The following is a 14,796-nucleotide window of genomic DNA, read 5'->3' as shown; positions in this document are numbered from 1 at the left end:
AGACCTTATCCAATTTACTTGGATAAGGTCTTTTCCTATTCCATCTTGAATTTGAGGAATAACTCGTTATAATGAGCCAGGTTTTCCTGTCCGAGGTTCTCATAGACTTCCAGACGATCAGTCAATTCCGGCGATGGGTAGAAGCGTTCATCATTCACCATTTCCTCCGGCATATATTGCAATGCTTCCTTATTCGGAGTGGAGTAGCTCACATACTCGGTATTTTGTGCCGCAATCTTTGGATCCAGCATGAAATTGATGAATTTATGTGCTGCATCGACATTCTTCGCTGTTTTCGGAATGACCATGTTATCGAACCATAGATTGGAACCTTCCGCTGGCACGACATAGTCGAGATCCTCATTTTCCGCCATGATCTCCGAGGCATCACCAGACCATGTTATTCCGATTGAAACTTCCCCGGATGCCATCAGCATCTTGTTTTCATCCCCAAGCAGAGCTCTGACATTAGGTTTCAGGCTCACCAGTTTGTCATATGCTTCTTGTAAGTGATCCGGATCTGTATCGTTAAGGGAATAATGAAGGCTGTTCAGCCCCATTCCCATGATCTCACGAGCACCATCGATCAAAACTATCTTATTTTCAAGGGAAGGGTCCCACAGATCCGCCCAGCTGTCGAATGTCATACCGTCCAATTGTTTGCTGTTGTAGACGATACCGACAGTTCCCCAGAAATAAGGGACGGAATATTCGTTGCCAGGATCGAACGGCAGATCCATGAACCGGGTATCGATGTTTTTCAGGTTCGGAATCTTGCTGTGATCAATCGGGAGCAGTAAATCTTCTTCCTTCATCTTCTCAATTGTATATTCGGAAGGAACAGCAACATCATAGCTTGTTCCGCCTTGCTGGATTTTCGTCATCATTGCTTCGTTCGAATCGAATGTCTCGTAGATGACGGTGATCCCAGTTTCTTTTTCGAATTCATCGATGACCGCAGGATCGATATAGTCGCCCCAGTTATACACCGTTAGCGTATTGCCGCCTGAGTAGCCTTGGGAGGCATTAAGGCGTGAAATGGTGACAAGCAGTATAGCGCTCACAGCAATGATCACAACGGCCAGGCGTATAAGTTGTTTCATTTGAGCACCTCCAGATCAGGCGATTTCCTGTTGCGGCGGGTTATCAAATAATAAATGACGACAACTAGCATCGTAACAAGGAAGATGATCGTCGATAAGGCGTTGATGGACAAGGATATTCCTTGTCTTGCTAAGGAATAAATCTCAACGGACAATGTCGTGAAACCATTCCCTGTTACAAAGAACGTAACAGCAAAGTCATCCAGTGAGTAGGTAAGCGCCATGAAAAAGCCGGCGAATATACCAGGTGTGATATATGGAATCACTACTTTTGTGATGACTTCCCAGCGTGATGCCCCGAGATCCCTTGCTGCATCAAGCAGGGATGGGCTCATCTCGGAAAGCTTCGGCAATACCATCAAGACGACGATCGGGATACTGAAGGCGATATGCGACAGCAGTACCGAATAGAAGCCAAGCTGGATACCGGCAATTGTGAACAGGATCAGGAAAGAAGCACCAATGATCACATCCGGACTCACTATCAAGATATTATTCAAGGACAGCAAGGCGTCCTTTGTCCGACTGGCGCGTACTTTATAGATCATCATCGCACCAAGCACACCGATGATCGTTGATATCAAGGCGGAGAGCAGGGCAATCACGATCGTATTCAAAACAATGATCAAAAGCCGAGTATCTTGGAACAGTTCTTTATACCAATCAAATGTAAAGTTCTCAAAATCATACATATTGCCGCCGCTGTTGAAGGAATAAAAAATCAAGTAAAAGATAGGCAAATACAACAGCGCAAACATGATGATCAGAAAAATCCGCGACAGGGGAGAAATTCTCCTATCCACGTGCTCTCCTCCTTTTCGTTCCGGTTGCAAACATGATGATGAACATGAAAATGATCAGGAAGACAGCAATCGTCGATCCCATACCCCAGTTCTGTGTAACAAGGAATTGCTGTTCGATGGCTGTACCGAGTGTAATCACTTGGCTGCCGGCGATAAGACGTGTCAGCATGAACAAGGATAGGGCTGGAATGAACGTAATCTGGCATCCTGCTTTCACACCATCAATCGTCAAAGGAAAGACGATTCGGCGGAATGTCGTCCAGCGGGACGCTCCCAGATCATTCGCTGCATCGAGATAAGTTGGATTGAGCTTATCCAGGGCATTGAAGATAGGCAGGATCATGAATGGAATGAAAATATAAACGGAAACAAATACAAAGCTGAAATCAGTGAACAGCAGCTGCTGTGATCCAATGCCGATTGTCTCCAAAAATTTATTCGCCATTCCGTATGTGCCGAAGATGCCGAGGAAAGCATAAGCTTTCAATAGCAAGTTGATCCAGCTTGGCACGATGATCAATAAGAGCCATAGCTGCTTATGCTTCAATTTCGTCAGCAAGTAGGCTGTCGGGTAGGCAAACAGCAGTGTAACAAGTGTAATCAGGAATGCATACCAGAAGGAGCTTAACGTCATCTCCAAATAAATGGGTGTAAAGAAGTTCCGATAATTGGTCAGTGAAAAGTTGCCGTTAATATCCTGGAAAGAGTAATACAGCACCAATAGGATCGGTGCAATCACAAAGAAAGCAATCCAAATGACATAAGGAATTGTATACAGGTTGCGAGTAGTCTTATTCTCCATCGTCGTACGCCTCAAGTCTTTTATCGAACTCTTCCTCCGTCTCATTCAGACGCATGACGTGAATGGCTTCCGGTTCAAATGCTAATCCGATTTCCTCTCCGACAACAGCTTTCTTGGTAGAATGAACAAGCCATTCGTTCCCAGCTTCATCGTAGCTGGAGATTTCATAATGGACCCCGCGGAATAGCTGAGAATCCACTCTGACGCGCAGGTTTCCGGCTTCTGCGCTTGTTATATGCAAGTCTTCGGGGCGAATGACAATCTCGACGGGTTCATTCGGCTGCAGACCTTGGTCTACACAGGCGAAACGTTTGCCGGTGAACTCCACCTCATAATCCCGGATCATTCGGCCATCAACAATGTTGGATTCTCCGATAAAGTCAGCCACAAAACGGTTGATCGGCTCATCGTATATGTCAGTTGGTGTACCGCTTTGTTCTATTTTTCCGCTGTTCAGGACGAAAATCTCATCCGAGAGAGCAAGCGCTTCTTCCTGGTCATGCGTGACGAAGATGAATGTGATACCGAGACGCTGCTGCATCTCGCGTAATTCGTACTGCATCTCTGTACGCAATTTCAGGTCAAGTGCGGATAATGGTTCATCCAGCAAAATCACTTCCGGTTCGTTCACGACTGCACGCGCAATGGCGACACGCTGACGCTGCCCGCCGGACATTTCGCTGATTTCCCGCTTCTCATAACCTGCCAGGTTGACAAAACGCAATGCCTCCGTCACTTTCTCGTCGATCTGCTTCTGAGGCATCTTTTTGATGCGCAGTCCGAAGGCTACATTTTCGTAGACATTCAGATGAGGGAATAGGGCATAATCCTGGAATACAGTATTCACAGATCTTTTATTGGCTGGGATTTTATTCAGTGGTTTCCCATCGAATAGCATCTCGCCGGAAGTCGGTTCTGTAAACCCTGCGATCAGACGTAATATCGTCGTTTTTCCGCACCCGGAAGGTCCAAGAAGGGTATAGAATTTGCCGCGCTCGATTTCGAAGCTGACGTTGTCCAAAACAGTGGTATCTTTATCGTACTGCTTCATTACATTGTGGAATTGAATGATCGGTTTTTTTGTCATTGTCATCTCCCTTGTTTCTTTTCCGTATTTTTGAGTCTAAAAATCTTGACGTATCATTATACGACATAAAAAGGCTAATTGAATAGAACTTTTTTCATATGGAACATTTTACAGTATGATACGTATATGTAGGAAACCGAGTACGTATAGAAAGGGCGGATGCACCATGTCCACAACAAGAAACATGAAACTGATCACAGGAGTCCTGGAAGCCATCTTGGCTATTCCTGTACTTGGCGCCATCATCATTTTATCGAATGGTTGGATGCCTCTGGTCATCATGCTAGTTCTGCACATCATTACCCTTGTGCTTGCTGTGCAGGTTCAGGGACCGCTTGCCGGCAGCATCGTCGGGATTGTGGCGTCTTGTCTTGGATGGATACCTTTTGTCGGCTGGATGCTGCATGCAGCTGCCGCGATTGTTTTATTGTTAGAGTATTTCTCCAGACGGCTGCAACGCCGATAATAGTAGCATATCCAAAGCAAAAAGACTGCCACTCATAAAGGCAGTCTTTTGTTATGCGGCCATGGAGCGGCAAGCGTCGGCACAGGCAAAGCAAGCATCTGCGCATTCTTGACAATGCTTCGCTTCATGCTGTCTGCAGATTTCTCCGCACGCTTGGCAAATCTCTGCGCATAATGTACATATCTGCTCGGCAAACGGACTGTTCCGCTGCATCGACTGGATCGCAAATGCACACATATCCGCACATTCACGATCCATCCGGATACAATCCGCCATCATCTTCACGTCAACTTCCAACAGGCAGGCATCATAGCATGTATTGCAGGCTTCCATACATTCCAGGCAAGCTTGGATACATTTTTCGTAATCTGTATTCATGATTGGGATCTCCTCCTTATGTGGAATCTTTACCCTGATTGATCATAGCTATAACATTCAACACAGTGACTTGTTTCATAAGAAAAAGCGACATTTTAGTATGCCGCTTTTTGCTTGGATTAATAAGGAAATGGAGGGAATGGAGGTGTCAGGAAGGAAGCTCCCCAACGTGTTCCGCCTTTGCACGGGTCTTCGCACTCACACTTCTCATATTCGTCTTCTTGGCAAGGGTCGTGATCTTTGCATATATACTTATGCTTGATTTCCTTTTTGCAATCAGGTTCGTAATAACCCATTATGCTCACCACCTTTCCTATCACAATTTATGAAGAAAACTGTGGAACAGGCACGGCGGATATAAAGAGAGGACAAGCGAAAAATCGCTTATCCTCTGAATTTAATCTGAAAAGGCGATGCCATTGAAGCTTTCCGGTCCGACTCGGACTGTTCCGACTAGGCTTGCTGATATAAACGCTGAATATGTCAGCTGTCCGCTGGCAGGTGGAGGGACGTTGATTTCTGAACCGATAAAGGTAAACGCCTGTGGTCCGATAATCTCCAAGTCCAAGTTGGAAGTAGATGAGAAAACGACTGGGTCTGTTGGTTGTGTACCGCGCACGATAGTAACAGTGATGCTAGTCAGTAAAGGCAGCAGGGGAAGCTGGGCTGTGATGATACCGCTTAGCTGCACCCTGATCGGGCTGGTTGCTTCGGTGGTTATAAGACCGATCTGACCGAACAATTGCGGTGTCCCAACCAATATTGGTGCGGAAATGGAGTTGGAAAGACTGGCATTCTGGGATGTCCTTGCATCAAGTAGTATAGTCATGGGATGTCCTCCTTTCTGAATGAAGATACTGTATTATATGAATCTTTCATCGCCATGAAAGGGACGGCCATCTTAAAAGAGGAAAATTGTGTCTTTTACTATCGTATCAGTGCCTTTTTATATAACTCGATGGTATTGATACCCATATTGGAAAGTGACCATTGCTGTTCTGCCCAGAGCTTAGCTTGGCTGCCCAGCTGCTGACGGAGCGCAGCGTCTTGGAGCAAACGAAAAAGCTGTTGTGCCAGTCTGGTTGGATTGCCTGCCTCGGAGAGCAGACCTGTTAATCCTTCCTGCACCATTTCAGGTAATCCGCCGGCATCGCTGACGACTACTGGCACGCCGCATAGTTGGGCTTCTATGACAGAATACGGCTGTGTATCCTGTAAACTTGGCAGTACAAAGATATCTGATGACGCAAGAAAATCTTTTACATTAGGTACAGATCCCAGCAGCTTTATCTCGGATGTGAGATCTGCTTCCTTTATTTGATTCTTGAGTTGTTTTGCGGCATCCCCTTTGCCGAGTATCCAACATTCCCAATCCAAGGTAGAAGCTTTGAGCTGTTTTAAGGCTTCTATTAAAATGTGCACGCCTTTTAATTGCACGAGTCTTCCAGCAAATAAGATGATCGGCTTTGTCTTGGTAGGGACATTGTCGAGCCGTTTCGGACTTTTATGAAAAGCGTCTATATCTATGCCGTAAGGAAAATGTACAAATCGTGCGTCTGGAATATTATGCTGCTGCATGAGGTTTGTCTTCGTTATCGCTGCAGGTATGTGGATGAGCTCACTCACGTGGCATCCAATATGTTCTAAATGAACATTGTACTGATATTCGAAACTCTCATAAAGTTCCTCAGGTGATAAATTCGGATGACGCCCTTGGATGGATAAGGAAATCTCCTTCGACAGATAGCCATGGATACTTGTGACTACGGGAATATGAGCAGGCTTCACACGATCCATTGCCAAGGCAGCAATAACGTCTTGGGCGTGGATGATATCGTATTTGGAAAGATCAAGTGTCAGAGCTGTTAATTCCAAACAATACCTCAAGACTTCTGTCAGGTAAATCGAGGTATATGGTTCCAGCTTCGGATAAGCCATTTCCAATTTTTTCTCAATGAGTGGTTGGACATCGGCTATTTTAAATGGAGTATTCTGTCCGATGATACGGTATTCAGATAGCGTTTCATCCTGGGCTAGTATATCGACTTCATGCCCCAATCTCGTCAATTCATTTCGAAGATTATCAACAACTGTCCACAATCCTCCAACATACGGAAGCGGATAATAAGAAACGAGCAGGACTTTCATATTCATCTGCCTCCTAGTTTATTTTGCCGTACCGTACCATTACAGGGAGAAGCCGGTCATCTGGTATGCGATAACCAGGCGGGGCTAGTTTGATTAATTTAGCAAGTTGTTTTTCTTTCATGATAATTGCTCCTTTTTATTAAAATACAGCATACTTTTCTAAATAATCATTTAAAATGGGACGATAATGTTCTTCGATCGTTTTCATTTCATGCAGTATCTGCGGCTGGAATCTTGATGTTCCAGATTCCTCGTGCGAACGGAATTGAATCAGTGCCTGATCGATATAATGCATATGAAAGCCATTAAGCAGAATCCTGAACCACATATCGTAATCGTGTGTGTACAAAAATCCTGGATTGAAAATTCCTACCTTATCGAAAATATCTTTTCGGATCAGGGTGGTGCAGCCATTGACTGGATTTTCCACACGAAAAGATTCATAAACATCCTTTGCATTGTTATAAGGACTAAAGCGTTTGCCGCACCATGGAATGAATACTTGATTATCTTTATCCATCAGATGGTAGTTGGAAAAACTGACTGATGAATTGCTGGCAATCATATAATCCATTTGTGCTTGGATCTTATGCGGAAGGAACATATCATCAGAGCTCAGCCATGCCACATATTCCCCGGTTGCATGTTCAATCCCATAGTTAAGCGCAGTGGCTGTTCCCCCATTTTCTTTCTGCAGATATGTTATATAATCCAGATAGGGTTGTATTTTATCGACTTCATGTGTGGAACCATCATCCACTACGATTACTTCTATATTCGGATAAGTCTGATCCAAGGCGCTTTGTATGGCGACAGGGACATATTTATCATTGAAAAAAGGAATTATGATCGTCACTTTCGGCAGCATTGCTGCTCCTCCTAATTAACATATTTTTTCTGCCTGCGTGCATATACTTGAAATGGATATTGCACGGCCTAGTAAAGGAGGCAGGACATGAAAGTATTATTTGTATTTTATGTGCCAAGCGGCGGAGTGGAGACACTTAATCGACAGAGAAGAGCCGCCTTGGAATTGGAGGGCATCTCTTCACATTTTTTGTATTATGAAAAACGTCGTGAATTAGTGAATGATCACGGTGCACCGTTATATATAACCAACGAAGATACGGATATAAAGCAAATATTCGATAGTAATGATTTTGATGCAGCTATCATAACTTCCGATTTTTTAAGCTTTCCTCGTTTCCGGCGACTAGGTTTCAAGGGAAAGTTGATCCTGGAAGCTCAAGGATTCGGACCTAAGGAAAATGCCTATTTACAGTTACAGATGGCAACTCCGATCGTGAAAAATTATGCCAATGCATTGCTGCATCCGATGACAGAGCATATTGCTGAAATTTTTCAGCACTTCTATCCGACAACTCCGATCTTTGGTTTTGATATTTGCTTTGATCCTGACAAATTTGCTTATATGCCTGGTATCTCGTCAGAAAAACCAATCATTGCTTGGGTGGGCAGATTGGAGGACAATAAAAACTGGCGTGAATTCCTTCAGATAGCTCACAAACTCATTTCAGAATATCGGACGGATTTACAATTTTATATGTTTCATGACCCATCTCTGGCTGCACCAAGTGAACTTATCGCATTTGAACAGATGTTGGACAGCCTGCAGCTGAGAGAGCATGTGTCCATATTCCCGGATGTTCCCCACACGGATATGCCTTATTACTTCTCCATGATCGGTGATTCTGGAGGATTTTTATTGGCAACATCCAAAGTTGAAAGTGCAGGGTATGCAGTAATTGAAGCTATAAGCTGCGGCTGCCCCGTGCTGACGACAGACTCAGATGGTGTACGCCGGGCTATCATTCATAATCAGACCGGTAAATATTATGAGTTAGGCAATCTGGATTCGGCACTGGTAGAGGTGAAGGAATTGATGGCAAATACAGATCAGCGAACCTATATCCGCGAGAATGCACTCCGGCATGTAAAGGAAAGGTTCAGTTATGAAAGATATGCAGTATCTTTTAAACAAATGCTGTTAAACTTAGGTGTTCAGGATAGTAATAAAGGATAAATTTGCTTCTGTTCCTCCAGCATTTCTCGAAAGTTCGGTACGGTATAAGCGGGTGACTGTCTTGTGTTCACAATCGACCGATCCAGCACTAGCGCGGCATCTGGATTAATCTGGATGTCGTCTTTTTGGTAAATCTCCTTGATCAGCTGCAGCAGGTCGTGTTTGCTGATTTTACCTTCTGGGCAAAGATGGTAGAGACCGCTAGTCTGCTCTTGAATGAAGAAGTCAGCTGCTTTTGCCAATTCGAGTGTTGTCACACCATTCCAGTAGACCTTTTCAAACCCTTTGATTTTACCGCTTTGACTCATAAACCAATGGAAAAGGCCTATACCATTTTTTTTGAGTTCAGGTCCAATGATGGAAGTGCGGATGGTAAGATGCGGTTTTGCCGTTATTTCTCCAAGTTGCTTGGATTGTGAATATACGGAAGTGCCATCTCGAAAGTCAGTCTCTTTATATTGGCCGTCTTTACCAGAAAAAACGCAATCGGTACTGAGTTGAATCAAGCGTCCGTTTTTTCTTTCCATAAATCCTGCCAGCTGGTGAGGAAGCAGGCTGTTGACGCGAAAAGCCAGAAGTGGATTCTGCTCTGCAGCATCATTAAGGATTCCGATGCAATTTATGACAACATCTGGTTCAAGCGAGTTTATCAATTTCTCCAATGCTAAGGTATCTACTGCATCAAGATAGATACTGCTCTTATCCTTGCGGTCGCGTGAAGTGTAATAAACATCGTAATCTGGCTGTTTGCGCAGGTACCTGTACATTACATGCCCTGCCATTCCCTTTCCGCCGAGGATGAGTATCTTCATTAAATAAAACCACCTTTTGCCAGCATGTTTTTGATTTCCTCGAGTGACAGAAGGTTCTGGCTGGAATTATAATCAGTGATTTCGACCTTTTTATAGTCCTTGTAGTATTCTGTTATTTCTTTTGTTTTGAAATCAGGCAGAATGACAAAGTAGCGATCGTCATAAACAATTGCTGAATGGCTCTCGTTGATGGTCAAGAGCAGTTCGTGAATCTTTTCTCCGGGACGAATCCCCAATGTTTCGAATTCTATATCAGAATCCCCCGAAGCCTCCGTCAGGACTTTTGCGAGATCGGTAATTTTGATTGCCGGCATTTTCATGATGAATATTTCCCCGCCAACAGCTTCAAAAGTCGCTTTAAAGACCAGCTTGATGGCATCCTCTACCGTAAGGAAGAAACGCGTCATTTCTGGGTCGGTGATGCCGATTTTGTTTTTTTGCCGGATGGCCTTCTTAAAGACGTGGATGACACTGCCATTTGTTCCAAGAACATTACCGCCACGGATACAAACGAAGGTGGTATTCGCGTGGAGCTTGTTGGCATGGGTGATCAATCGTTCTCCCATAGCTTTGGACAGACCATAGAAGTTGGCAGGATCGGATGCTTTATCCGTAGAAATATAGATGACTTTATCGATATTATGATGAATAGCAGCGTCAATGACATGCTGCGTTCCTATGACATTCGTTTTAAGAGCTTCCAATGGCTGGTCTTCACAAACAGGCACGTGCTTAAGCGCTGCAAGGTGGAATAAATAATCCACTCCTTCCGTTGCTTCAATCAAGGCCTCTCGATCACGTATATCTCCAATTTTGAAATGCAGTTTTGGGTTATTGTCAAATTCCTGCTTCATGGTAAATTGATGGGATTCATTACGGGAGAAGATGCGAATTTCCTTCGGTCGATGCAGAAGGAGTTGTTTGACAAGTTCATAACCCCATGAACCTGTACCCCCAGTAATGAAAATCGTTTTATCCTTAAACAATCTCCAAACCTCCTAAAATAATTTTAATCACTTTGTCTGAAACATATAAATCTGCATATCCTTCAGGAAACTCCCAATCTTTTGAAGCTGATGCCATGATGACAGCAGAACGTTCGATTGCTTTTGCGTCGATCCCCGATATGATATTGCTGCCGCATACAACTGTTTCAGGCCTTTCTGTCGTTCTGCGTACAGTCACTGTCGGAACGTGGAACAGACAACATTCTTCTTGAACAGTTCCGCTATCGGTAAGTGCAAGCAGGGCATGCTGCTCGAGTGTCGCAAAGTCGAAGAAACCAAAAGGCTCATGAAATTCCACAAGCGGACTTAATGTCACATCTTTTAGCTGATGGATTTTCGATTGAGTGCGAGGATGAATACTGCAAATCATCCGTTTGTTCAATTTTTCAGCAGTGTTACTAAGTCCATTCATGATAATTCGCAGCCTGTCTGGGTAGTCGACATTTTCTGCCCGGTGTATCGTTGTCAGCAAGTATTGCTGTTTCTTCAGCTTAAGGTCTTTTAAAATACGGCTTTTTTGGATGTTGGGGTCGTAATGATGCAATACCTCAAATATGGGATTTCCTGAGACGACAATACGATTAGCTGGCAGTCCTTCCCGCAGTAGGTTTTCTCTGCTTCCGGGTGTGTATGGCAGGTTTAGGCTGGAAATTGCATCAATTACGCGCCTGTTTTTCTCCTCGGGTACTTCCAAGTCAAAACAGCGGTTTCCTGCTTCCATATGCACGACAGGTATGTGCATCCTTTCTGCAAGCAAGGCACTCAGCGCACTGTTCGTATCCCCTAGAACCAAAACTTTTTCGGGTTTTTCCTGCTCCAGTATGGTTTCCAATTCCTTATACATCGTGGCTAATTGTTCCCCTAAACTCTGCTGGCTTTGGGACAGGATGTAATCAGGCCTTCTAATCTGCATTTCTTCAAAAAACACATCGCTCAAGTTGGAGGTGTAATTTTGCCCAGTGTGAACAAGTACATGATCTGCCAGCGAATCTAGCTTTTTAATTATTATGGATAGCCGGATTATTTCAGGTCGAGTTCCTAAAACAGTTAAAATCTTCACAAATAACCTCCTTTAAAACCGCCATATTTCTTCCAAGCGTATTTTCGTTGATTAGTATATGGAAACATAAGAAAAGGGATTGGATATAAGCACAGGATGACATTTTTTACTTCAAGGAATAACAAACAAGAAGGCTCCTCATATACTGGCTTTGGAAAGGATGATGAAATTGCCGAATAAAATACCGACACGATTATATGGCAGAGCAGCATTAAGCAATCGGGCAGGCGGTACAATCTGGGGAGGAGCATTCTCATCCAGAAGAGGCTTCCCTGTCTCATTTCCTTCATCAGTTCAGACAGAGACAGAGACAGAGTTGATAGAGGAAATGCCGATGCCTGTAGAAAACATAGTATCCCCAGCTGCAGAATCAGTTCCTGAAGCAGGCGTGCAAGCTATCGTTGATCCAGTATCCGCATTCAGCCCGATTGTAAGTGTTCCCGTAACTGAACCTGTAACTGAACCTGTAATTCAATCTGTAACCGATCCCGTAATCGATCCCGTAATCGATCCTGTAACTGATGCAACAATTGGATCAGCAGTCGGAAATACAGATGCCCCCTTGCTGGAAATTGCGGACAATACAGTCGTCGAAAGTACAGACATACAGGCAGCTGAATCAATTAAAGAAGTTCAGGAAACAGTTGCGCCACCGCCGCTTGTTCCTGCAACACCAGCCCCTTTTCAGCCTGATCACGTGCATGGCTATAAAACAGAAATGAATGAGGATGGTACAAGGCGCATCCAGATAAATGGCAGCAGGATTACCATACCGGACCTGGACATCTTGGCTGCTATACCGGATTGATGGAGGCTTCCTGTTAAGCAGGAAGCTTTTTTATGGCAAGCACATGATTCACCATCTGCCATATACTAATTAAAGCTCATGGTAGGACGTTTTTATAAGGTATTGGAGGTTATGGAATGAAAATATTGTTGGCTACCTACTGGTCCATTCCGCATCTTGGCGGAGTATGGAACTATGTTTCCCAGCTGAAGAACAGATTGGAAGAATTGGGGCATACTGTCGATGTTATGGGGTATGGCGGAGAGAATACTTACGTTCAGCTCTCAGGCAACAACAAGGTTATCCCCAAGGAGCGCTGGTCTTCCTATATACAAAGCATTTTGAAGAAAGATAGTTATCCGAAGATTTATCAGAATCACCTGGTAGAGTACACAGAAGTGCAGCGTTACACTTATGAGCTCGCTGCAGCAGAATTTGGACTCGATGAATATGACATTATCCACACACATGATGTCATTTCCACTGTGGCTTTGGATAGGGCCCGACCTGAAGGAGTCCCGCTTATCGCTACTTTGCATGGGTTGGTTTCCCATGAGGTACGTCACCAGCTTCAGACTATCCACAAGTCTCCGACATCTGCACTTGCACGAGCTTATTTTGATCAGATTGAAAGATTGGGTGCATCCAGTGCTGATATAACGATAACTGCAAATGATTGGCTGCAGCAGATTTTGCAGGAAGAATTCGGCGTACCTGAAGATAAATTTGAAAAGCTGCATTATGGATTCTCGATCGAATCTTTCCTGGAAAAGCAAGCTCGATCAACTACGATACAGACTCCTCCGAATAAGAAGGTAATTATGTATGCTGGCAGGCTCATTGAATTGAAAGGCGTGGATTACCTTATTGAGTCACTTGCTTCCATGAAAGATCGCGATGACTGGATATGCTGGATTGTGGGGGAAGGGAATCGGAAACAGCATCTTCAAGCCCGTGTAACTGCTGAAGGTTTGCATGATAAGGTACTTTTTCTTGGTAAGCGAGATGATGTCCCTGTCCTTTTGAAACTAGCAGATATTTGTGTACTCCCAAGCCTCATGGATAATCAGCCGCTCAGCGTAATCGAAGCGCAGATTAGCGGTAAAGCTATCATCGTGTCCGATGCAGGGGGATTGCCGGAGATGGTTGATCATGGCGTTACTGGTTTGATCGTACCAAAGGCCGATTCAGCAAGCTTACAGAGTGGAATTGAAACCTTGCTGGATGATGATGCATATCGAAAAATTCTGGGTGAGCAGGCAAGAGAATGGGGGATGCAGCACTGGTCGATGGAAGCAGGCGTAGACCGACTTTTGGAAATCTATAAGCGATTTGTACCGAACAGCTGACGGGGGGAGGTCAATGATGAAAGTGATGGTAACAGGAGGAGCAGGATTCATTGGCTCCCATCTTGTAAAAAAGCTACTGCAAGAAGGGCATGAAGCAGTGGTTTTGGATGATCTTTCTACTGGTGATGAACCTGCTTTACCGCAGGGAGTGAAGCTGTATCAATTTGATGTCAAAAGTGCGGATGCATATCGAGTAGTCATAGAAGAGAAGCCGGATGTTATGTTTCATCTTGCTGCTCAGGCAGATGTGACAAAAAGCATTCTTGCCCCGGTACAGGATGCAGATGTAAATATCGGCGGTACGATAAATATGCTGGAAGCAAGCCGGACATCTGGTGTCAAGAGATTCATCTTTGCGTCGACTTCCGCCGTCTACGGCAATATCCAGAAGTACATCGTTCAAGAAGAGGATGTACCTGCACCCATCTCTTACTATGGATTGTCCAAATTTTCAGCCGAGAAATACATCCAGCTATTCCACCAATTTTATAAGCTTCCTTATACCATCCTACGTTATGGGAATGTTTATGGTCCTGGTCAGAAGCCAAAGGGCGAAGGTGGTGTTGTGGCAGTTTTCTTGGAAAAGTTGATGCGCAAAGAACCAATCATGATTCACGGAGATGGCACCCAATCCAGAGACTTTATTTTTGTAGAAGACATCGTGTCTGCGAATATCGCTGCCATGGATCAAAAGGAGAGCGGCATCTATCATGCAAGTACGGGCACCAGCAATTCCATTTTGGATCTCGTAGAATGTTTCAGACAGTTAGAGCCCTCTTTGGTGTATCAATTCACAACAAGCAGGAGTGGAGATATCACTCATAGCTGTCTTAGCAATGAAAAAGCAATCAACCATTTAAATTGGAAGCCATTCATCGATCTTTCGGATGGTATCCGAAAAACATGGTATCGATCGTGATTTTCCTTCAATTAGACTGTTTGCTCTTTCC

16 protein-coding genes are annotated in these 14,796 nt (G+C 44.2%); 5 read left to right on the top strand and 11 right to left on the bottom strand.

Translation table 11 applies throughout. From position 1 onward, the window contains the following. Positions 1 to 35: 35 nt before the first annotated feature. From AB1K91_RS15760 to AB1K91_RS15745, 4 genes are read right to left on the bottom strand one after another with little or no spacing between them, the layout of a single operon-like run. Complete coding sequence (locus AB1K91_RS15760; RefSeq protein WP_413091177.1) at positions 36 to 1,103, bottom strand: ABC transporter substrate-binding protein; 1,068 nt, start codon at positions 1,101 to 1,103, stop codon at positions 36 to 38. Then, a complete protein-coding gene (locus AB1K91_RS15755; protein ID WP_413091214.1) occupies positions 1,100 to 1,861 on the bottom strand; it encodes an ABC transporter permease in 762 nt (253 codons plus the stop codon). Before AB1K91_RS15755 ends, AB1K91_RS15760 begins: the two co-directional genes overlap by 4 nt. A gap of 37 nt (positions 1,862 to 1,898) precedes the next feature. Further along, on the bottom strand, positions 1,899 to 2,708 hold the full coding sequence (locus tag AB1K91_RS15750) for an ABC transporter permease (protein WP_413091175.1): 810 nt from the start codon (positions 2,706 to 2,708) through the stop codon (positions 1,899 to 1,901). Continuing rightward, complete coding sequence (locus AB1K91_RS15745; RefSeq protein ID WP_413091174.1) at positions 2,698 to 3,795, bottom strand: ABC transporter ATP-binding protein; 1,098 nt, start codon at positions 3,793 to 3,795, stop codon at positions 2,698 to 2,700. Before AB1K91_RS15745 ends, AB1K91_RS15750 begins: the two co-directional genes overlap by 11 nt. Before the next feature lie 166 nt (positions 3,796 to 3,961). Here AB1K91_RS15745 and AB1K91_RS15740 point away from each other — a divergent pair, with 166 nt between their 5' ends. Next, positions 3,962 to 4,261 (top strand): hypothetical protein, encoded by a 300-nt coding sequence (locus AB1K91_RS15740; protein ID WP_413091172.1) that lies wholly within the window; start codon positions 3,962 to 3,964, stop codon positions 4,259 to 4,261. Between the two features lie 51 nt (positions 4,262 to 4,312). Here AB1K91_RS15740 and AB1K91_RS15735 read toward each other — a convergent pair whose 3' ends face one another. The 4 genes from AB1K91_RS15735 to AB1K91_RS15720 all read right to left on the bottom strand — a co-directional run bounded on the left by AB1K91_RS15735 (position 4,313) and on the right by AB1K91_RS15720 (position 7,655). Next, the gene (locus AB1K91_RS15735) at positions 4,313 to 4,639 is read right to left on the bottom strand and encodes a four-helix bundle copper-binding protein (protein ID WP_413091171.1); all 327 of its coding nucleotides are present in this window, start codon (positions 4,637 to 4,639) and stop codon (positions 4,313 to 4,315) included. Between the two features lie 397 nt (positions 4,640 to 5,036). Continuing rightward, entirely contained in the window at positions 5,037 to 5,468 is a 432-nt protein-coding gene (locus AB1K91_RS15730; RefSeq protein WP_413091170.1) for a hypothetical protein, read from the bottom strand. A 98-nt stretch (positions 5,469 to 5,566) separates the two neighbouring features. Further along, positions 5,567 to 6,793, bottom strand: coding sequence for a glycosyltransferase family 4 protein (locus AB1K91_RS15725; protein ID WP_413091168.1), 1,227 nt, complete (start codon positions 6,791 to 6,793; stop codon positions 5,567 to 5,569). A gap of 133 nt (positions 6,794 to 6,926) precedes the next feature. Beyond that, positions 6,927 to 7,655, bottom strand: coding sequence for a glycosyltransferase (locus tag AB1K91_RS15720; protein ID WP_413091166.1), 729 nt, complete (start codon positions 7,653 to 7,655; stop codon positions 6,927 to 6,929). Positions 7,656 to 7,742: 87 nt separating this feature from the next. Between AB1K91_RS15720 and AB1K91_RS15715 the strand changes: the two genes are divergently transcribed. Next, on the top strand, positions 7,743 to 8,831 hold the full coding sequence (locus tag AB1K91_RS15715; RefSeq protein WP_413091164.1) for a glycosyltransferase family 4 protein: 1,089 nt from the start codon (positions 7,743 to 7,745) through the stop codon (positions 8,829 to 8,831). Here AB1K91_RS15715 and AB1K91_RS15710 read toward each other — a convergent pair. The 3 genes from AB1K91_RS15710 to wecB are packed head-to-tail and all read right to left on the bottom strand — an operon-like array spanning position 8,810 to position 11,710. Beyond that, positions 8,810 to 9,643: a dTDP-4-dehydrorhamnose reductase family protein gene (locus tag AB1K91_RS15710; RefSeq protein ID WP_413091162.1), complete on the bottom strand. Its 834-nt coding sequence runs from the start codon at positions 9,641 to 9,643 to the stop codon at positions 8,810 to 8,812. The two genes, AB1K91_RS15715 and AB1K91_RS15710, sit on opposite strands and share 22 nt — an antisense overlap. Beyond that, positions 9,643 to 10,629 (bottom strand): polysaccharide biosynthesis protein, encoded by a 987-nt coding sequence (locus tag AB1K91_RS15705; protein WP_093725931.1) that lies wholly within the window; start codon positions 10,627 to 10,629, stop codon positions 9,643 to 9,645. Before AB1K91_RS15705 ends, AB1K91_RS15710 begins: the two co-directional genes overlap by 1 nt. Beyond that, positions 10,622 to 11,710, bottom strand: coding sequence for a non-hydrolyzing UDP-N-acetylglucosamine 2-epimerase (gene wecB / locus AB1K91_RS15700; protein ID WP_413091160.1), 1,089 nt, complete (start codon positions 11,708 to 11,710; stop codon positions 10,622 to 10,624). The genes AB1K91_RS15705 and wecB overlap by 8 nt, the downstream gene beginning before the upstream one ends. A 169-nt stretch (positions 11,711 to 11,879) precedes the next feature. On the opposite strand from wecB, the gene AB1K91_RS15695 reads away from it, so the two are divergent. From AB1K91_RS15695 to AB1K91_RS15685, 3 genes are all read left to right on the top strand, one after another. After that, positions 11,880 to 12,518 carry a hypothetical protein gene (locus tag AB1K91_RS15695; protein WP_413091159.1) on the top strand — a complete coding sequence of 213 codons (639 nt, stop codon included), beginning with the start codon at positions 11,880 to 11,882 and terminating at the stop codon, positions 12,516 to 12,518. A 116-nt stretch (positions 12,519 to 12,634) separates the two neighbouring features. Further along, complete coding sequence (locus AB1K91_RS15690; RefSeq protein WP_413091157.1) at positions 12,635 to 13,846, top strand: glycosyltransferase family 4 protein; 1,212 nt, start codon at positions 12,635 to 12,637, stop codon at positions 13,844 to 13,846. Between the two features lie 13 nt (positions 13,847 to 13,859). Then, a complete protein-coding gene (locus AB1K91_RS15685) occupies positions 13,860 to 14,765 on the top strand; it encodes an NAD-dependent epimerase/dehydratase family protein (RefSeq protein WP_413091155.1) in 906 nt (301 codons plus the stop codon). Positions 14,766 to 14,796: the final 31 nt, after the last annotated feature.

Source organism: Terribacillus jepli (assembly GCF_047228925.1).
Taxonomy (GTDB): domain Bacteria; phylum Bacillota; class Bacilli; order Bacillales; family Amphibacillaceae; genus Terribacillus.
This window is presented reverse-complemented; position numbering and strand designations above follow the sequence as displayed.